We start from the raw sequence: 18,803 nt of genomic DNA, 5'->3' as shown, positions 1-18,803 counted from the left end.
AACAATAACGATTTTGGCCATTTACGGCCAGGGCTAACTGTTGCCTGAAGAAGGGTAAGAACATGACAAAATTAACCTGTTTCAAGGCCTACGACATTCGCGGCAGGCTGGGCGAAGAGCTCAATGAAGATATCGCGTGGCGGATTGGCCGCGCCTACGGCGAATATTTAAAACCGCAAACCATCGTGCTGGGCGGCGACGTGCGGCTGACCAGTAAGTCCCTGAAGCTGGCGCTGGCGAAAGGGTTACAGGATGCGGGCGTCGACGTGCTGGATATCGGGATGTCCGGGACCGAAGAAATTTACTTCGCAACGTTCCACCTTGGCGTGGACGGCGGTATTGAAGTGACCGCCAGCCATAACCCGATGGACTACAACGGCATGAAGCTGGTGCGCGAGGGCGCGCGCCCGATAAGCGGTGACACCGGTCTGCGCGATGTTCAGCGCCTGGCGGAAGCTAACGACTTCCCGCCGGTCAACGACGCCGCGCGCGGCAGCTACAGACAAATCACCCTGCGCGACGCCTACATCGACCACCTGCTCGGCTACATCAGTGTTAAAAATCTCACCCCGCTGAAGCTGGTGGTGAATTCCGGTAACGGCGCGGCGGGGCCGGTCATCGACGCCATCGAAGCCCGCCTGAAGGCGCTGGGCGCGCCGGTGGAGTTCATCAAAATCCACAACACCCCGGACGGTACCTTCCCGAACGGCATTCCCAACCCGTTGCTGCCGGAGTGTCGCGATGACACCCGCAACGCCGTTATTGAACACGGGGCGGACATGGGCATTGCCTTTGACGGCGACTTCGACCGCTGCTTCCTGTTTGATGAGAAAGGGCAGTTCATCGAGGGGTACTACATCGTCGGCCTGCTGGCGGAAGCGTTTCTGGAAAAACACCCGGGGGCGAAGATTATCCACGACCCGCGCCTGACCTGGAATACCGAGGCGGTGGTGACGGCGGCGGGCGGGACGCCGGTGATGTCAAAAACCGGGCACGCCTTTATCAAGGAGCGGATGCGTCTTGAGGATGCGGTGTACGGCGGGGAGATGAGCGCGCATCACTATTTCCGCGATTTTGCTTACTGCGACAGCGGGATGATCCCGTGGCTGCTGGTGGCGGAGCTGGTGTGCCTGAAAGGACAGTCGCTGGGCGGGCTGGTGGCGGACCGGATGGCGGCGTTCCCGGCGAGCGGGGAAATCAACAGCAGGCTGGCGGAGCCGGCGGCGGCAATTGCCCGGGTGGAGCGGCATTTTGCGGATGAGGCGCAGGCGGTGGATCGTACTGACGGCATCAGTATGTCGTTTGCCGACTGGCGTTTCAACCTGCGCTCGTCGAACACCGAACCGGTGGTGCGCCTGAATGTGGAGTCACGCGGCGATATACCGCTGATGGAAGCGCGAACACGGACTCTGCTGGCGCTGCTGAATCAGTAACGTCAGATCTCCCCTTACTGCCTGCGGGTAAGGGGCCAATCACAGGAACAACGATGACAAATCTAAAAAAGCGTGAACGAGCCAAAACCAATGCATCGTTAATCTCTATGGTGCAACGCTTTTCAGATATCACCATTATGTTTGGCGGGCTGTGGTTCATCTGTGAAGTCAGTGGACTGCCATTCCTGTACATGCACCTGTTGGTGGCGCTGATTACGCTGGTTGTTTTTCAAATGCTGGGCGGGATGACCGATTTTTATCGCTCCTGGCGCGGCGTCAAAATATCGACAGAGTTAACGCTGTTACTGCAAAACTGGACGCTGAGCCTGATCTTCAGCGCCGGTCTGCTGGCGTTTAATAACGACTTCGACAACCGCCTCGTCACCTGGCTGGCCTGGTATGCGCTGTCCAGTCTGGGCTTAGTGTTATGCCGTTCATTTATCCGTTTCGGCGCGGGTTGGCTACGCAATCGTGGTTATAACACTCGCCGGGTCGCCGTCGCCGGAGATTTGCCTGCGGGTCAGGCGCTGCTGGATAGCTTCCGTAATGAGCCGTGGCTGGGCTTTGAGGTGGTGGGCGTCTATCACGATCCCAAACCGGGTGGCGTCTCTGCTGATTGGGCTGGAAACTTCGAGCAGTTAATTGACGATGCGAAAGGTTCGCAGATTCACAATGTTTATATCGCTATGTCGATGAGCGACGGCGCCATGGTGAAAAAACTGGTGCGCGAGCTGGCCGACACCACCTGCTCGGTGATCCTTATTCCCGATGTGTTCACCTTTACTATTCTTCACTCGCGCGTGGAGGAGATGAGCGGCGTTCCGGTCGTTCCGCTGTATGACACGCCGCTGTCAGGGATTAACCGTCTGCTTAAACGGGCAGAGGATATCGTGCTGGCGTCGCTGATTCTGCTGCTCATTTCACCGGTACTGTGCTGCATTGCGCTGGCGGTCAAACTGAGCTCGCCCGGACCGGTGATTTTCCGTCAGACGCGCTACGGGATGGACGGCAAGCCGATCAAGGTCTGGAAGTTCCGCTCAATGAAGGTGATGGAGAACGATAAGGTCGTTACCCAGGCGACGCAAAACGATCCGCGCGTCACCCGGGTAGGTAACTTTTTGCGTCGTACCTCGCTGGATGAATTGCCGCAGTTTATCAACGTATTAACTGGCGGGATGTCCATCGTCGGTCCACGCCCTCACGCGGTGGCGCATAACGAACAGTATCGTCAGTTGATTGAAGGTTACATGTTGCGTCACAAGATGAAGCCGGGCATCACCGGCTGGGCGCAAATTAATGGCTGGCGCGGTGAGACCGATACGCTGGAGAAAATGGAAAAACGCGTGGAATTCGACCTGGAATACATCCGCGAATGGAGTATCTGGTTAGATATCAAAATCGTGTTTCTGACTATTTTCAAAGGGTTTGTGAATAAAGCAGCGTATTAAGAACCTGACCCACCAGGCTATTTTACTTGCCATATTGCACCTGGGCAGTGCGCAATCTGGCTGCGCCAATGACGCCTTGTGAACAGGTTCTGGAGAAAAGAATGAACTTACGACAAAAAACGATCAGCGGCGCGAAATGGTCGGCTATCGCCACGATAGTGATTATCGGTCTGGGGTTGATTCAGATGACGGTGCTGGCGCGGATCATTGATAACCACCAGTTTGGCCTGTTGACCGTCTCGCTGGTGATTATCGCGCTGGCCGACACGATCTCGGACTTTGGTATCGCGAACTCGATTATCCAGCGTAAAACGATTGGGCATCTGGAGCTGACCACGCTCTACTGGCTAAACGTTGGGCTTGGGATTGTGGTATTTGCGGTGGTTTTTTGGCTGAGTGATGCGATTGCCCATGTTTTGCATAACCCGGATCTTGCGCCGTTAATCAAAACGTTGTCGCTGGCGTTTATCGTGATCCCCCACGGGCAGCAGTTCCGCGCGCTGATGCAAAAAGAGCTGGAGTTCAATAAGATCGGCATGATCGAAACGACCTCCGTGCTGGCGGGATTCACCTTTACGGTGATTAGCGCCCATTACTGGCCGCTAGCGTTAACCGCGATTCTCGGCTATCTGGTGAACAGCGCGGTGCGAACGCTGCTGTTCGGTTACTTTGGCCGCAAGATTTACCGTCCGGGGCTGCATTTTTCGCTGGTATCGGTGTCCACGAACCTGCGTTTTGGCGCGTGGCTGACGGCGGACAGTATCGTCAATTACATCAACACGAATTTATCGACGCTGGTGCTGGCACGAATTCTCGGCGCAGGCGTTGCCGGGGGATATAACCTCGCGTACAACGTGGCGGTTGTGCCGCCGATGAAGCTTAACCCGATCATTACCCGCGTGCTATTTCCGGCATTCGCCAAAATCCAGGACGATACCGAGAAGCTGCGCGTCAACTTCTATAAGTTGCTTTCCGTGGTGGGAATTATCAATTTTCCCGCGCTGTTGGGCCTGATGGTAGTGGCGAACAATTTTGTGCCGTTAGTGTTTGGCGAGAAGTGGAACAGCATTATCCCGATCCTGCAATTGCTGTGCGTGGTGGGGCTGTTGCGCTCGGTCGGCAACCCGATTGGTTCGCTGCTGATGGCGAAAGCGCGCGTGGATATCAGCTTTAAGTTCAACGTCTTTAAAACGTTTCTGTTTATCCCGGCAATTCTCATTGGCGGCCATCTGGCGGGGGCGATTGGCGTGACGCTGGGGTTCCTGGTGGTGCAAATCATCAACACCATTCTGAGCTATTTCGTGATGATTAAGCCGGTACTCGGCTCCAGCTATCGTCAGTATATTCTCAGCCTGTGGCTACCGTTTTATCTCTCATTGCCAACATTTATTACCAGCTACGGCGCAGGAAAGCTGGCCGACGGCTATTTACCGTTGTCAGGGGTATTCGCACTACAGGTTATGGTCGGTATTTTGAGTTTTATTTTGATGATTATTTTTTCACGCAATGCGCTGGTGATGGAAATTAAAAATCAGCTTGTTGGCAGTGCAAAAATGAAAAAGTTATTACGTGTCGGATGACGGGGATATAAGAGGCTATTTATGAAATTATTAATTTTAGGCAACCACACATGCGGCAACCGTGGTGATAGCGCCATTATGCGCGGTTTGCTTGATGCCATCCGTCAACAGGCGCCGGAGGCGGAGATGGATGTGATGAGCCGTTTCCCGGTGAGTTCCGCCTGGTTGCAGGGGCGCCCGATTATTGCCGACCCGCTGTATCAGTTAAGCCAGAAACAGCAGGCGGCGGCAGGGCTTAACGGTCGGGTGAAAAAAGTATTACGCCGTCGTTTTCAGCATAAAATTTTATTGTCTAAAGTCGCCCAGGAAGGATCGCTGCGTAATTTTGCTATCGCGCCGGAATTTGCCGAATTCGCGCAATTTATTGCGCAGTATGACGCCGTCATTCAGGTGGGCGGTTCAAACTATGTCGACTTATACGGTTTGACTCACTTTGAATATCCGCTGTGCGCGTTTATGGCGAACAAACCAATTTATATGGTGGGACATAGCGTCGGCCCTTTCCAGAATCCTGACTTTAACCAGCTCGCCAATTATGTTTTTGGCCGCACCAGTGCGCTGATCCTGCGTGAAACCGTCAGCCGCGATATGATGACCGCCGCGCAGATCGATACCCGGAAAGTGGAGCAGGGGGTGGATACCGCCTGGTTAGTCGAACGCCGTCACGACGAGTTTGTCGCCAGTTATGCTGTGCAGCACTGGCTGGACGTCACCGCGCGCCGCAAAACCGTCGCAATTACGTTGCGCGATCTGGAGCCGTTTGATAGACGTCTGGGCACCACTCAGCAGGCCTATGAGCAGGCATTTGCCCAGGTCGTGAATCGCCTGATTGCGGACGGTTATCAGGTACTGGCGCTGTCAACCTGCACCAGTATCGATCGCTATAACCGCGATGACCGGATGGTTGCGTTACGGATGGCGAAGTATGTAAACGACTCAGAGCATTTCCATATCGCGATGGACGAACTCAATGACGTGGAAATCGGAAAGATCCTCGCCTCCTGCGTACTGACCATCGGGACGCGCCTGCATTCCGCCATTATCTCCATGAATTTTGGCACACCCGCCATCGCCATTAATTATGAACATAAATCCGCCGGGATTATGCAGCAGCTAGGCCTGGCGGAATTGGCTATTGATATCCGTCACTTGCTGAACGGTTCATTACAAAGCGTGGTGGCCGATACGCTCAATCAATTGCCTGCGCTAAAGGCAAAAGTGGCTAACGCCGTCACCGAGGAGCGGGCGAAAGGGTTCACGATGATCAAATCTGTTCTCGACAGAATTCGGGAGGCGCAATGAAAGTCAGCTTTTTTCTGCTGAAATTTCCACTCTCATCGGAAACCTTTGTGCTGAATCAGATTACTGCGTTTATTGATATGGGCCATGAGGTGGAGATTGTCGCGTTACAAAAAGGCGATACCCAACATACTCACGCCGCCTGGGAGAAGTATGGCCTGGCGGCGAAAACCCGCTGGTTACAGGATGAGCCCCAGGGACGGCTGGCGAAACTGCGCTACCGGGCATGTAAAACGCTGCCGGGGCTGCATCGGGCGGCGACCTGGAAAGCGCTCAATTTTACCCGCTATGGCGATGAATCACGCAATTTGATCCTTTCCGCGATTTGCGCGCAGGTGAGCCAGCCTTTTGGAGCGGATGTGTTCATCGCGCACTTTGGCCCGGCGGGCGTGACGGCGGCCAAACTACGCGAACTGGGCGTGCTTCGCGGCAAAATTGCGACTATTTTCCACGGGATTGATATTTCCAGCCGCGAAGTGCTCAGTCATTACACGCCGGAGTATCAGCAGTTGTTTCGTCGTGGCGATCTGATGCTGCCCATCAGCGAACTGTGGGCCGGTCGCCTGAAAAGTATGGGCTGTCCGCCGGAAAAGATTGCTGTTTCGCGCATGGGCGTCGACATGACGCGTTTTTCCCATCGTTCGGTGAAAGCGCCAGGGATGCCGCTGGAGATGATTTCCGTCGCGCGCCTGACCGAGAAAAAAGGCCTGCATGTGGCGATTGAAGCCTGTCGGCAACTGAAAGCACAGGGCGTGGCGTTTCGCTACCGCATTCTGGGGATTGGCCCGTGGGAACGTCGGCTGCGCACGCTCATCGAGCAGTATCAGCTAGAGGATGTCATTGAGATGCCGGGGTTTAAACCGAGCCATGAAGTGAAGGCGATGCTGGATGACGCCGATGTTTTTTTGCTGCCGTCGATTACCGGTACGGATGGCGATATGGAAGGTATTCCGGTAGCGCTGATGGAGGCGATGGCGGTAGGGATTCCCGTGGTATCTACCGTGCATAGCGGTATTCCGGAACTGGTGGAGGCCGGCAAATCCGGCTGGCTGGTGCCGGAAAACGATGCGCAGGCGCTGGCGGCCCGACTCGCTGAGTTCAGCCGGATTGACCACGACACGCTGGAGTCGGTGATCACGCGCGCCCGTGAAAAAGTGGCGCAAGATTTTAACCAGCAGGTGATTAATCGCCAGTTAGCCTGCCTGCTACAAACGATATAAACGAGGTGGTATGCCCGCGACTAAATTCTCCCGACGTACTCTCCTGACGGCAGGTTCTGCGCTTGCTGTTCTTCCTTTTCTGCGCGCCTTGCCGGTACAGGCGCGTGAACCTCGCGAGACCGTCGATATTAAGGATTATCCGGCGGATGACGGTATCGCCTCGTTCAAACAGTCCTTCGCCGACGGACAGACCGTGGTCGTACCGCCAGGATGGGTGTGTGAAAATATCAATGCGGCGATAACGATTCCGGCGGGAAAAACGCTGCGGGTACAGGGCGCGGTGCGTGGGAATGGCCGGGGACGGTTTATTTTGCAGGACGGGTGTCAGGTGGTGGGGGAGCAGGGCGGCAGTCTGCACAATGTGACGCTGGATGTTCGCGGGTCGGACTGTGTGATTAAAGGCGTGACGATGAGCGGCTTTGGCCCCGTCGCGCAAATTTTCATCGGCGGTAAGGAACCGCAGGTGATGCGTAATCTCATTATCGATGACATCACCGTTACCCACGCCAACTACGCCATTCTCCGCCAGGGATTTCATAACCAAATGGACGGCGCGCGGATTACGCATAGCCGCTTTAGCGATTTGCAGGGGGACGCCATTGAGTGGAATGTCGCGATTCACGACCGCGACATCCTGATTTCCGATCATGTCATCGAACGCATTGATTGTACCAATGGCAAAATCAACTGGGGGATCGGCATCGGGCTGGCGGGTAGCACCTATGACAACAGTTATCCTGAAGATCAGGCAGTAAAAAACTTTGTGGTGGCCAATATTACCGGATCTGATTGCCGACAGCTGGTGCACGTAGAAAATGGCAAACATTTCGTCATTCGCAATGTCAAAGCCAAAAACATCACGCCCGATTTCAGTAAAAATGCGGGTATTGATAACGCAACGATCGCCATTTATGGCTGTGATAATTTCGTCATTGATAATATTGATATGACGAATAGTGCTGGGATGCTCATCGGCTATGGCGTCGTTAAAGGAAAATACCTGTCAATTCCGCAAAACTTTAAATTAAACGCTATTCGGTTGGATAATCGCCAGGTTGCTTATAAATTACGCGGCATTCAAATTTCCTCCGGCAACACCCCCTCTTTTGTCGCCATCACCAATGTACGGATGACGCGTGCTACGCTGGAACTGCATAATCAACCGCAGCACCTCTTTCTGCGTAATATCAACGTGATGCAAACTTCAGCGATTGGCCCGGCGTTAAAAATGCATTTCGATTTGCGTAAAGATGTCCGTGGTCAATTTATGGCCCGCCAGGACACGCTGCTTTCCCTCGCTAATGTTCATGCCATCAATGAAAACGGGCAGAGTTCCGTGGATATCGACAGGATTAATCACCAAACCGTGAATGTCGAAGCAGTGAATTTTTCGCTGCCGAAGCGGGGAGGGTAAGTACCGCTATTTTTACGAAAATTCCTGGGAAAAAGTTGTTCATACTTAATGTCATGGTGCCGACTAAGACGTAATGTAGAGCGTGCCATCATTATCCCTGGCAGCAGAGTAATTCATGCTGGCGAAAACAAGCTAAAGAGCTATAATTCAGCAACCATTTTACAGGTGGAAGAAACAATGATGAATTTGAAAGCAGTTATACCGGTAGCGGGTTTGGGTATGCATATGTTGCCTGCCACCAAGGCAATCCCAAAAGAGATGCTACCGATCGTCGACAAGCCAATGATTCAGTACATTGTCGATGAGATTGTGGCTGCAGGGATCAAAGAAATCGTGCTGGTGACTCACGCGTCTAAAAACGCCGTTGAGAACCACTTCGACACCTCTTATGAACTTGAATCACTTCTTGAGCAGCGCGTTAAGCGCCAGCTTTTGGCGGAAGTGCAATCTATCTGCCCACCGGGCGTGACGATTATGAACGTTCGCCAGGCGCAGCCGTTAGGGCTGGGGCACTCTATTCTGTGCGCGCGTCCGGTCGTGGGCGATAACCCTTTCATTGTGGTACTCCCGGATATTATTATCGATGATGCTACCGCCGATCCGCTGCGCTATAACCTTGCGGCGATGGTGGCGCGTTTCAATGAAACGGGTCGCAGCCAGGTGCTGGCGAAGCGCATGAAAGGTGATTTATCGGAGTATTCCGTTATCCAGACGAAAGAACCTCTGGATAATGAAGGCAAAGTCAGCCGGATTGTGGAGTTTATCGAAAAACCGGATCAGCCGCAGACGCTGGATTCCGATTTGATGGCGGTAGGCCGTTATGTGCTTTCAGCCGACATCTGGGCGGAACTGGAAAGAACCGAACCGGGCGCCTGGGGCCGTATCCAGCTCACCGATGCCATTGCAGAACTGGCGAAAAAACAGTCGGTTGACGCGATGCTAATGACGGGTGACAGCTATGACTGCGGTAAAAAAATGGGCTACATGCAGGCATTTGTGAAGTACGGGCTGCGCAACCTGAAAGAAGGAGCGAAGTTCCGTAAGAGCATAGAGCAGCTTTTGCATGAATAAGTATTAACAACCGTGATAAATGGTTGGTGATAAACATAATAACGGCAGTGAACATTCGAAGCGGCAAGTTGGCTGAAACGAGTGTTGACTGCCGTTTTAGTTTTGTATAAAGGGCTTAAGTAACAAGGGGTTATCTGGAGCATTTTAATGCTGATTTTATAAGATTAATCCTTGTTTCCGGATGCAATTAATAAGACAATTAGCGTTTAAGTTTTAGTGAGCTTTGCCCTGCCGGGCGAGGTCTGTAACAAGTCGATATGTACGCAGTGCACTGGTAGCTGATGAGCCAGGGGCGGTAGCGTGTCCTGAATAATTATAATATCGTATTTATAAAGATTATTTTTAGAAAACAATAAGAATAATTTTTTATTTGAGAGACTTAGCATGATATATTATATTTTTATTGTAATTTTTCCGTTCTTTTCATTTGTTAAGAATAAAAATATAAAAATTTACGCCTTGATGCTAAGTTTTTTATTTCTTGTCTCGTTTTGTTCTTTACGTTGGCAGACTGGTACTGATTGGCTCCCCTATTACGATGATTTCATGAGTCCAGGGAATCGACATGACTTTGAAATCGGGTATGTATTATACGTCAAATTAATAAGATATTTGACAGATAATTATACATTGTTTCTATTCACTACATCAATTATTCCTATCGCGTTAATATTCTGGGGATGCCTGAAAACACAAAAAAATATATCATTAACTATTCTGTCTGTTTGTGTTTTTTATAGTTATTATTATCTGGGGTCTTTTTTTGGGGCCGAAAGAAGAATTATTGCAATTGGGTTATCTTTTTTCGCTTTAATCCAATATAAAAGTAATAAAAAGGTGCAATCGCTTATTCTTATTCTATGTGCGTCGACATTTCATATCTCGTCTTTAGTTACCTTATCTGTTTTTTTAATCAATAAGTTATCTTTAAACTTATATAAAATATTACTTGTGCTTGGTGCCATTCTATCATTGCCTTTGTCACATTATTTATCAGATATAATTTCTTCCGTTATTAGTCTAATTCCTGTCGAAATTGTTCGCTATAAACTCACTGTTTATACTCAAAATGCACAAGAATATGGTTCCATAAGTATATCTGGAATTTTAAAAAGGGTGGTAATTTCTGCTATTTTTATTTACACATTATCTTTTGATATAAAAAATAATAAGGCAAATTTATTTTTGGTAAAAACATATTTATTTGGAACTATCATATATTTATTTTTATCTCCGATCTCAGCCATGTTCTCAGTAATTAGTATATATTTTACTATAGTCGAAATATTGTTGATTCCTGCAGTATTAGTGCGTGTAGGAATTTTTACACGGATTCCTGCTCTGATTTTTATAGTGATTTTTTATTTTGGCTATCAAGTTTACTCTATACTAGGGTCTTATCCTGAACTTTTCTATCCTTACATATCGGTATTTTCAGAAATTCAGCGTCAAGGTATTTACTAATGTTATTAATATATACGGGTTCGTATCCAGATGATAAATGTGGAGTAGGTGATTATGTTTATAATCTAAACCAAGAAATTAAAAAGAATTATACAGTTAACGTTGTCAAACTATCCTTATTCGAATTAATCTATAAAATAGTTTCTAATAGAAAAATTATCAAACTTATTAATATTCAATATCCATCGATTGGATTTTCGACAAACAAAATTGCGGCTTTTAAACCTCATGTTGCATTTATCTTAGCTAAGTTAGTTGGCTTAAAAACATCGATAACGCTACACGAATTTAGTAGTTTATCAAAGAGAGCTCAATATTTCCTAAAAATTTTTAAGCTTGCTGATTATATAATCTTTACAACTCAGTATGAGAAGAATATAGGTGAAAAAACATTATTTAATTCTGCAAAAACAAGACTAATTCCTATCGCATCTAACATACCTTCTTGCCAAAAGAAAGAAAAAAAATTTGATCTTGTTCATTTTGGTATAATTTCCAAAGGAAAGGGAATAGAAGAATTTATCTGGATTATTAAAGAACTTAAATAAGAAAAATATTAAATTCCGCTCTGCCTTGATTGGTTATGTTCCTAGTGCTGACAATAGTTATGCCAATTTAATTATAGAACAGTGTACAGAACAAAAGTGCGAGTTACTTTTAAATAAATCAGCAGCCGAAATATCAAATCTGCTAGCTGAAACTGACATGGCTATATTACCATATCCCGATGGCATCTCAGAACGGAGAGGTACTGCCCTTGCTGCGATGATTAATCGAGTATTAGTATTTTCCCTAAGGGGGCAGTTTTCGTCTGAATTTGAAAATATTGCCGTATTAGGGAACGATAAAAATGATCTTTTGAGTAAGGTTTTATATTATATAAATAATACAGATAGCTTTGCCAAAATTAATGATAGTGCCTATGAGTACTCTGAAAAAAGAAATTGGCAGTCGATCGCTCAACTGTATATAGGACTAATAAACAATGATAGTAATAAATAATTATTTTAGTGGTGTTTTAAAAAGAGGAATACCGATTTATACTGAAGAGTTAGTTCTTCAAATGAAAAAGGACTCTATGCAAGTCTGTGAATTAACTTGTCCAAAAGTCCTATACCCTTTACCTGCTTTTATACATAATTTTTTATTCATATTCTATGAACAAATACTTACTCCGCTTATTGGACTTATATTAAAGTCAAAATTTAATATCTATCCATATAATAGTACATCAATTATAGACGCGTACTTGGGTAAATCAGTGGTTATTATTCATGATCTAATAAGCTTAAGAAAAAAGAACCATTCTTTATCCGCGAAATATGTGTCATATTGTATGCTCAAAGCATCACAATTAAAAGCCGATTATATATATATATCAAAAACAACTAAGCGTGTTATAGATAGCATTGAACTCTTTAAAAATTGTAAAGGCTATTATTTCCCAAACACATTTTTTCGTTTCGAGGAAATTGCGAAAAAAAATACGATTCTTGATCTTGGATATATATTATTGGTAACAGGGGTGGGTGATAATAAAGATCTCGATGGTGCTTTGAAATTATATTCATCTATTAGCAAGGATGAACGATTGCCGCTTAAAATATTAGGCTGTGGAAATGCCATAGAGAGGGTAAAAAAAATAATTGATGACCATAGAGTCCAAAGTGAAATTGAAGTTATTCCTTTCCTGGATCTTGATGATGTTGTAAGTCTTTATTGTAACTCTACCTTTATTTGGGCACATTCGAAATATGAGGGTTATGGAAGAGCTGTAGCAGAGGCTAAGTTGTCCCATAAAAAGATTTTATGTACACAAATATCAGCCTTTATGGAACAAAAAGATGAAAATGTATATCTTTATACTAATCAAAATGACTTTCACATCCAATATAAAGCTGTGTTAGCTAGCAAGTATAAAGATATCCATGGACAATTGATAGAACATGAAATTTTTAAATCCCAACTCGAGTTTTTATATGGAAAAAAGTAAAATACTCATCCTCACCCCACGATTTCCGTATCCAGTGGTAGGAGGGGATAGGTTAAGGATATATCGCATTTGTAAGGAATTGTCTAAATACTACACATTAGATTTGCTAAGTCTATGCGATAGTATCGAAGACTTAAATTTTATAGTAAAAAATGATCACGTCTTTGATAAAATTTTCCGGATCTATCATCCTAAAATAAAAAGTTATTTTAATGTATTAAAAGCATTACCTGGTAGAAAACCACTTCAGATAGCTTATTATAAAAATACTGAATTTGAAAATAAACTTAATGAGATAATTGGGAATTATGATTTGACTCTTTCTCATCTCATTCGTGTTGGTGATTACACTTTAAATAAGCCTGGCTTGCATATTCTTGAAATGACTGATGCAATTTCCTTAAATTATTCGCGTATAAAAAAAGAAGCTCCGAAAAATTCTTTAAAAAGCATCATTTACTCTATCGAACAAGAGCGATTATTAAAATATGAAAAAGAAGTTTATGGCCGCTATTCACTCATATCGTTAATATCAGAGGTTGACAAAAAATTCCTTTTTGGGAATAGGAATGATAACATTTTGGTTTGTAATAATGGAGTTGATCTTGAGGATTATCCTTTTACAAAGAGAGTCATTGAAAATACCAATATAATTAATCTTATTTTTATTGGGAACTTGTGTTCATTCCAAAATTTTGACGGAGTGAAATGGTTCGTAAAAAATATTCTACCATCAATAAATAAAAATAATAACGGTAAGCAATATATTTTCCACATTTTAGGTAAAATAAACAAAAGTGATAAACTATATTTACAAGGTTTTGAAAATGTTGTGGTGAGTGGCAGCGTTACAAATATGGCTGATGCGGCTAAAATAGGACATATCGGAATTTGCCCAGTTCGGTTTGGTGCAGGTGTACAAAATAAAATATTAGAATATATGGCTCTTGGACTTCCAACTATCACATCCCGAATGGGTTATGAGGGTATAGAAGCAAATATTGGTGAAGAGATATTAATTGCTGATAATAGTGATGAGTACTTGAAGTCGTTAGAAACTTTGAGTGAAAATTCTGTATATCAAATGATTGCTAAGAATGCGCGAAATTTTGTTGCGGAGAAATTTAATTGGTCAACGCGTTTATCAGTTTTGGTGAAAAATATTGAGAGGTTAACAGGAAAATGATTACACCAATAATTATGGCTGGGGGAAATGGAAGTCGGTTATGGCCACTTTCTCGAACGTTATATCCTAAACAGTTTTTATGTTTAGATGGCTCTCAAAGTATGCTTCAGACCACAATTACGCGAATTAATAATTTGAATGCTTCAGATCCTATTGTTATTTGTAATGAGCAGCACAGGTTTATTGTTGCAGAACAGCTTAAAGAATTATCTAAATCATCTGGCGATATAATTTTAGAACCTGTTGGACGTAACACGGCCCCTGCAGTAGCCTTGGCAGCTTTAAAATGCCTTAAGAAAAACGCTTTACTGTTAGTATTGGCTGCTGACCATATAATTAAGGACGAAGAAACGTTTTGTAAGACTATACAAGACGCTAGAAAATATGCCGAAGCAGGAAAATTAGTTACGTTTGGTATTGTACCTACCATGCCAGAGACAGGTTATGGTTATATACGGCGTGGGCAAGCTCTTTTCTCTGCAGAAAATGATTGTTCTTTGGCGTTTAGGGTGGCTGAATTTGTCGAAAAACCCAATCTAGAAACGGCTCAGAGTTATCTTGATTCTGGTGAGTATTACTGGAACAGCGGTATGTTTTTATTTAGGGCAGATCGATATATTGAAGAGTTAAAAAAATTTCGCCCTGATATTTATAAAGCTTGCTCATTAGCGATGGAATCTGCTGTTACGGATCTCGATTTCATTCGAGTGGATGAAGATTCATTTTGCGCTTGCCCGGATGAATCAATTGATTATGCAGTGATGGAAAAGACGAATGACGCGGTTGTCGTACCTTTAAATGCGGGTTGGAGTGATGTCGGTTCGTGGTCTTCTCTTTGGGAGATAAGTGATAAAGATAGTAATGGTAATGTGACTAAAGGCGATGTATTAAGCCACAATGCAGATAATTGCTATCTCCATGCAGAAACGGGTTTGGTAACCGCTGTTGGTGTCAAAGATCTTATAGTCGTGCAAACGAAAGATGCCGTTTTAGTTGCAAACACAAACTGTGTTCAAGATGTTAAGAAAATTGTTGAGAAAATTAAATTAGAAAATCGTCATGAGCATATAACTCATCGGGAAGTTTATAGACCATGGGGTAAATACGATTCAATCGATTTCGGTGAGCGTTATCAGGTAAAGAGAATCACTGTAAAACCCGGAGAAGGAATTTCAGAGCAGCAACATTATCATCGCGCGGAACACTGGATTATCGTTGCAGGTACCGCAAAAATAACCATAAAAGGTGAAGTGAAAATTTTAACTGAAAATGAATCCGTATATATTCCTGTCGGTGTTAAGCACTGCCTTGAAAACCCAGGGAAAATTGCACTTGAACTTATTGAAGTAAGATCCGGCGCATATTTAGGGGAGGATGATATTGTTCGTTTTTCAGATAAGTATGGTCGTAATTAAGGAATAACGTAATAATGAATAATTTAACTTGTTTTAAGGCCTACGACATTCGCGGCAGGCTGGGCGAAGAGCTCAATGAAGATATCGCGTGGCGGATTGGCCGCGCCTACGGCGAATATTTAAAACCGAAAACCATCGTGCTGGGCGGCGACGTGCGCCTGACCAGCGAGGCGCTGAAGCTGGCGCTGGCAAAAGGGTTACAGGACGCGGGCGTCGACGTGCTGGATATCGGTATGTCCGGCACCGAAGAGATTTACTTCGCCACCTTCCACCTCGGCGTGGACGGCGGTATTGAGGTGACCGCCAGCCATAACCCGATGGACTACAACGGTATGAAGCTGGTGCGCGAGGGCGCCCGCCCGATAAGCGGCGACACCGGTCTGCGCGACGTTCAGCGTCTGGCAGAAGCGGGCAATTTCCCGCCGGTGAACGAGGCCGCGCGCGGCAGCTACAGACAAATCAGCCTGCGCGACGCCTACATCGACCACCTGCTCGGCTATATCAGTGTTAACAATCTCACCCCGCTGAAGCTGGTGGTGAATTCCGGCAATGGGGCGGCGGGGCCGGTCATTGACGCCATCGAAGCGCGTCTGAAGGCGCTGGGCGCGCCGGTGGAGTTCATCAAAATCCACAACACCCCGGACGGCACCTTCCCGAACGGCATTCCCAACCCGTTGCTGCCGGAGTGTCGCGACGACACCCGCAAGGCCGTTATTGAACACGGGGCGGACATGGGCATCGCCTTTGACGGCGACTTCGACCGCTGCTTCCTGTTCGATGAGAAAGGGCAGTTTATCGAGGGGTACTACATCGTCGGGCTGCTGGCGGAAGCGTTTCTGGAAAAACACCCGGGGGCGAAGATTATCCACGACCCGCGCCTGACCTGGAACACGGAGGCAGTGGTGGCGGCGGCGGGCGGGACGCCGGTGATGTCAAAAACCGGGCACGCCTTTATCAAGGAGCGGATGCGTACGGAGGATGCCATTTATGGCGGGGAAATGAGCGCGCATCACTATTTTCGTGATTTTGCCTACTGCGACAGCGGGATGATCCCGTGGCTGCTGGTAGCGGAGCTGGTGTGCCTGAAGAGACAGTCGCTGGGTGAACTGGTCTGCGACCGGATGGCGGCGTTCCCGGCGAGCGGGGAAATCAACAGCAGGCTGGCGGAGCCGGCGGCAGCCATTGCGCGGGTGGAAGCGCACTTTGCGGAAGAGGCGCAGGCGGTGGATCGCACGGACGGTCTCAGCATGTCATTCCCGGACTGGCGTTTCAACCTGCGCTCGTCGAACACCGAACCGGTGGTGCGCCTGAATGTGGAATCACGCGGCGATATTCCGCTGATGGAAGCGCGAACGAAAGAAATTCTTCAGCTACTCAATTCATAAAAAGCAGCCCTTCTTTATGGAGGGCTAACTTTTCGGATATTCTCTAACCAATTCGTAGTATAAAGCCAATAAATATTAAGTGTGTTTGATTGTTGTTGGTTTCCATTTCTAATAGATATAAGGCTTTCGCTATGTTCTTTTCGGACAGTATAAATAATCATTGATATGATTATTTATTTTACCTTCCTGGTAATATTAATTATTATGGGGCTAATAATAATTGATGTAATCCTGTAACTTCCCACGAATATTTATTTACTTTAAGTTTACATCCGGAAAGTAAAAATGCGAACTATAAAAGCGATTAACAACTTTAAAGTTGATTTATTTATTACTTTTTTTCTTATTGCGCTAGGATTTTATCTTCGAACTATATTTGTCTCTAAGATGGGCGCTGATTTAACAGGTGTGATGTTGTTATTTACACAACTGACTGCTTATTTAAATCTCGCCGAGCTTGGCATAGGGGTAGCTGCGGCAAGCCTTTTATACAAGCCGCTGAGTGAGGGGGATTATGCAAAAATAAAATACTTAACTTTATTGCTGTCTACAATCTATAGATATATCTCGTTTTTAGTTTTATTGATAGGTATAGTAATTGGCTTTGGTATTTACTTTTTCATCGATTCTGTTAATGCAGTAAGTCACGTTTTTATTTATTGGGCATTTTTTGTAATAAATACATCTTTAACTTATTCTTATGCAAAGCATTCAACTCTATTAACTGCAAATCAGCAATATTCAGTAGTCCGTAAAATACAGGGTGGCGGGAAAATATTAATTATTGCGCTGCAAATATTGCTATTAGTCACCACACATAATTTCTTACTCTATTTGCTCGTTGAAACTATTGGCGTGATAGTACAGTATTTTATATTTAAAAATATTATTAATAACGACATCCATTTTAAGGTAGTTCCACAATCTATTAGCGATGATGAAAAAACAACATTAAAAAATGAATTAAAAATAAAAATAAAAAACATGTTTTTTCATAAGATTGGTGGTGTGTTAGTTTTAAATACTGATTATTTGCTAGTTTCAAAATTTCTTAATTTAAGCTACGTCACGATTTATGGAAGTTATATGATGGTCTTCCAGGTTGTGACTGTGCTTATGTCCAGTTTTGTTAATGCTATTACAGCTAGTGTGGGTAATTTTTTAATCAATCAAAATGATGATGAAGTTACCAGTATTGCAAAGCAATTTAACACAGTATTTATAGCATTGGCTACCTTCATTTCTTTGAATATGTATTTTTTGGTTAATGACTTTATTACCAGCTGGATAGGCGAAAAATTCATACTAGGTAATGGTATTGTTATATTAATGCTTGTTAATGTATTTATAAGTGTCATTAGAATTCCTTGTGATATTTTTAAAAACGCAACTGGTTTTTTTGGGGATGTATATTATCCTTTGCTTGAGGGAGTGGTTAATTTATTTTTTTCCGCGCTCCTGGCTTTTTATATTGGTCTTCCCGGTATTATTATTGGCACGATTATATCTAATGTATTAATTACATTAATTGCAAAGCCATTATATCTATATGGTAAAATGTTTGGTAGATTTAATGCATTAAAAAAGTACTTGTCATTTGTACTGAAACCTTTAATATTCTCATTTGTTATTTTTGCTGTTTTTTATTTTACAAGAGAACAAATAATTTTCTTTAAAGTTTCCAACTGGTTTGACTTTATAAGTAAGCTTACTATTGTATCGCTGGTAAGTATGATTATAGTTTTTGCGGTTTTTTATGCAGATGCTAACTTTAGGTTTTTTGTTAAAAGAATTTTACGCGTGGTATTTTAAGTTAACCAAGCGGGAAAATATCCGCCGAACCACAATGTGCTATTAATGGACAAGTATTTAATATGCTTTACGCTGTAAAATTT

At 45.2% G+C, this 18,803-nt stretch carries 15 protein-coding genes; all 15 read left to right on the top strand.

Annotation, left to right across the window (positions count from 1 at the left end; translation table 11 throughout):
* The first annotated feature begins 62 nt into the window (after window positions 1–62).
* Window positions 63–1,433, top strand: coding sequence for a colanic acid biosynthesis phosphomannomutase CpsG (gene cpsG, locus F4V72_RS18825; protein WP_111764184.1), 1,371 nt, complete (start codon window positions 63–65; stop codon window positions 1,431–1,433).
* Window positions 1,434–1,486: 53 nt separating this feature from the next.
* Window positions 1,487–2,881 carry an undecaprenyl-phosphate glucose phosphotransferase gene (gene wcaJ, locus F4V72_RS18820; RefSeq protein WP_063390597.1) on the top strand — a complete coding sequence of 465 codons (1,395 nt, stop codon included), beginning with the start codon at window positions 1,487–1,489 and terminating at the stop codon, window positions 2,879–2,881.
* A 101-nt stretch (window positions 2,882–2,982) separates the two neighbouring features.
* Complete coding sequence (gene wzxC, locus F4V72_RS18815; RefSeq protein WP_136058202.1) at window positions 2,983–4,461, top strand: colanic acid undecaprenyl disphosphate flippase WzxC; 1,479 nt, start codon at window positions 2,983–2,985, stop codon at window positions 4,459–4,461.
* A gap of 21 nt (window positions 4,462–4,482) precedes the next feature.
* Window positions 4,483–5,763 (top strand): colanic acid biosynthesis pyruvyl transferase WcaK, encoded by a 1,281-nt coding sequence (gene wcaK / locus F4V72_RS18810; RefSeq protein WP_045717386.1) that lies wholly within the window; start codon window positions 4,483–4,485, stop codon window positions 5,761–5,763.
* Complete coding sequence (gene wcaL / locus F4V72_RS18805) at window positions 5,760–6,980, top strand: colanic acid biosynthesis glycosyltransferase WcaL (protein ID WP_079787955.1); 1,221 nt, start codon at window positions 5,760–5,762, stop codon at window positions 6,978–6,980. The genes wcaK and wcaL overlap by 4 nt, the downstream gene beginning before the upstream one ends.
* A 10-nt stretch (window positions 6,981–6,990) precedes the next feature.
* Window positions 6,991–8,394: a colanic acid biosynthesis protein WcaM gene (gene wcaM, locus F4V72_RS18800; RefSeq protein WP_080214598.1), complete on the top strand. Its 1,404-nt coding sequence runs from the start codon at window positions 6,991–6,993 to the stop codon at window positions 8,392–8,394.
* A 177-nt stretch (window positions 8,395–8,571) separates the two neighbouring features.
* The gene (gene galF / locus F4V72_RS18795; RefSeq protein ID WP_000981469.1) at window positions 8,572–9,465 is read left to right on the top strand and encodes a GalU regulator GalF; all 894 of its coding nucleotides are present in this window, start codon (window positions 8,572–8,574) and stop codon (window positions 9,463–9,465) included.
* 384 nt (window positions 9,466–9,849) lie between these two features.
* Entirely contained in the window at window positions 9,850–10,929 is a 1,080-nt protein-coding gene (locus F4V72_RS18790) for an EpsG family protein (RefSeq protein ID WP_000642134.1), read from the top strand.
* A complete protein-coding gene (locus F4V72_RS24500) occupies window positions 10,929–11,477 on the top strand; it encodes a hypothetical protein (RefSeq protein WP_249042127.1) in 549 nt (182 codons plus the stop codon). The genes F4V72_RS18790 and F4V72_RS24500 overlap by 1 nt, the downstream gene beginning before the upstream one ends.
* 157 nt (window positions 11,478–11,634) lie before the next feature.
* Complete coding sequence (locus F4V72_RS24495; RefSeq protein ID WP_024150789.1) at window positions 11,635–11,931, top strand: hypothetical protein; 297 nt, start codon at window positions 11,635–11,637, stop codon at window positions 11,929–11,931.
* The gene (locus tag F4V72_RS18780) at window positions 11,915–12,922 is read left to right on the top strand and encodes a glycosyltransferase (protein ID WP_001536394.1); all 1,008 of its coding nucleotides are present in this window, start codon (window positions 11,915–11,917) and stop codon (window positions 12,920–12,922) included. The genes F4V72_RS24495 and F4V72_RS18780 overlap by 17 nt, the downstream gene beginning before the upstream one ends.
* The gene (locus F4V72_RS18775; protein WP_000415709.1) at window positions 12,909–14,108 is read left to right on the top strand and encodes a glycosyltransferase; all 1,200 of its coding nucleotides are present in this window, start codon (window positions 12,909–12,911) and stop codon (window positions 14,106–14,108) included. The genes F4V72_RS18780 and F4V72_RS18775 overlap by 14 nt, the downstream gene beginning before the upstream one ends.
* Entirely contained in the window at window positions 14,105–15,523 is a 1,419-nt protein-coding gene (locus tag F4V72_RS18770) for a mannose-1-phosphate guanylyltransferase/mannose-6-phosphate isomerase (protein ID WP_000632420.1), read from the top strand. Before F4V72_RS18775 ends, F4V72_RS18770 begins: the two co-directional genes overlap by 4 nt.
* Window positions 15,524–15,537: 14 nt before the next feature.
* Window positions 15,538–16,908, top strand: a complete 1,371-nt coding sequence (gene cpsG / locus F4V72_RS18765) for a colanic acid biosynthesis phosphomannomutase CpsG (protein ID WP_086812786.1) — start codon at window positions 15,538–15,540, stop codon at window positions 16,906–16,908.
* A gap of 285 nt (window positions 16,909–17,193) precedes the next feature.
* The gene (locus F4V72_RS18760) at window positions 17,194–18,720 is read left to right on the top strand and encodes a hypothetical protein (protein WP_136058203.1); all 1,527 of its coding nucleotides are present in this window, start codon (window positions 17,194–17,196) and stop codon (window positions 18,718–18,720) included.
* Window positions 18,721–18,803 lie beyond the last annotated feature (83 nt).

Origin of the sequence: Salmonella enterica subsp. diarizonae (genome assembly GCF_008692785.1) — a bacterium.
GTDB lineage: Bacteria > Pseudomonadota > Gammaproteobacteria > Enterobacterales > Enterobacteriaceae > Salmonella > Salmonella diarizonae.
This window is presented reverse-complemented; position numbering and strand designations above follow the sequence as displayed.

Coding starts and splice junctions, on each gene's coding strand:
- cpsG (WP_111764184.1), top strand. CDS start 63: ATGACAAAATTAACCTGTTTCAAGGCCTACGACATTCGCGGCAGGCTG.
- wcaJ (WP_063390597.1), top strand. CDS start 1,487: ATGACAAATCTAAAAAAGCGTGAACGAGCCAAAACCAATGCATCGTTA.
- wzxC (WP_136058202.1), top strand. CDS start 2,983: ATGAACTTACGACAAAAAACGATCAGCGGCGCGAAATGGTCGGCTATC.
- wcaK (WP_045717386.1), top strand. CDS start 4,483: ATGAAATTATTAATTTTAGGCAACCACACATGCGGCAACCGTGGTGAT.
- wcaL (WP_079787955.1), top strand. CDS start 5,760: ATGAAAGTCAGCTTTTTTCTGCTGAAATTTCCACTCTCATCGGAAACC.
- wcaM (WP_080214598.1), top strand. CDS start 6,991: ATGCCCGCGACTAAATTCTCCCGACGTACTCTCCTGACGGCAGGTTCT.
- galF (WP_000981469.1), top strand. CDS start 8,572: ATGATGAATTTGAAAGCAGTTATACCGGTAGCGGGTTTGGGTATGCAT.
- F4V72_RS18790 (WP_000642134.1), top strand. CDS start 9,850: ATGATATATTATATTTTTATTGTAATTTTTCCGTTCTTTTCATTTGTT.
- F4V72_RS24500 (WP_249042127.1), top strand. CDS start 10,929: ATGTTATTAATATATACGGGTTCGTATCCAGATGATAAATGTGGAGTA.
- F4V72_RS24495 (WP_024150789.1), top strand. CDS start 11,635: ATGGCTATATTACCATATCCCGATGGCATCTCAGAACGGAGAGGTACT.
- F4V72_RS18780 (WP_001536394.1), top strand. CDS start 11,915: ATGATAGTAATAAATAATTATTTTAGTGGTGTTTTAAAAAGAGGAATA.
- F4V72_RS18775 (WP_000415709.1), top strand. CDS start 12,909: ATGGAAAAAAGTAAAATACTCATCCTCACCCCACGATTTCCGTATCCA.
- F4V72_RS18770 (WP_000632420.1), top strand. CDS start 14,105: ATGATTACACCAATAATTATGGCTGGGGGAAATGGAAGTCGGTTATGG.
- cpsG (WP_086812786.1), top strand. CDS start 15,538: ATGAATAATTTAACTTGTTTTAAGGCCTACGACATTCGCGGCAGGCTG.
- F4V72_RS18760 (WP_136058203.1), top strand. CDS start 17,194: ATGCGAACTATAAAAGCGATTAACAACTTTAAAGTTGATTTATTTATT.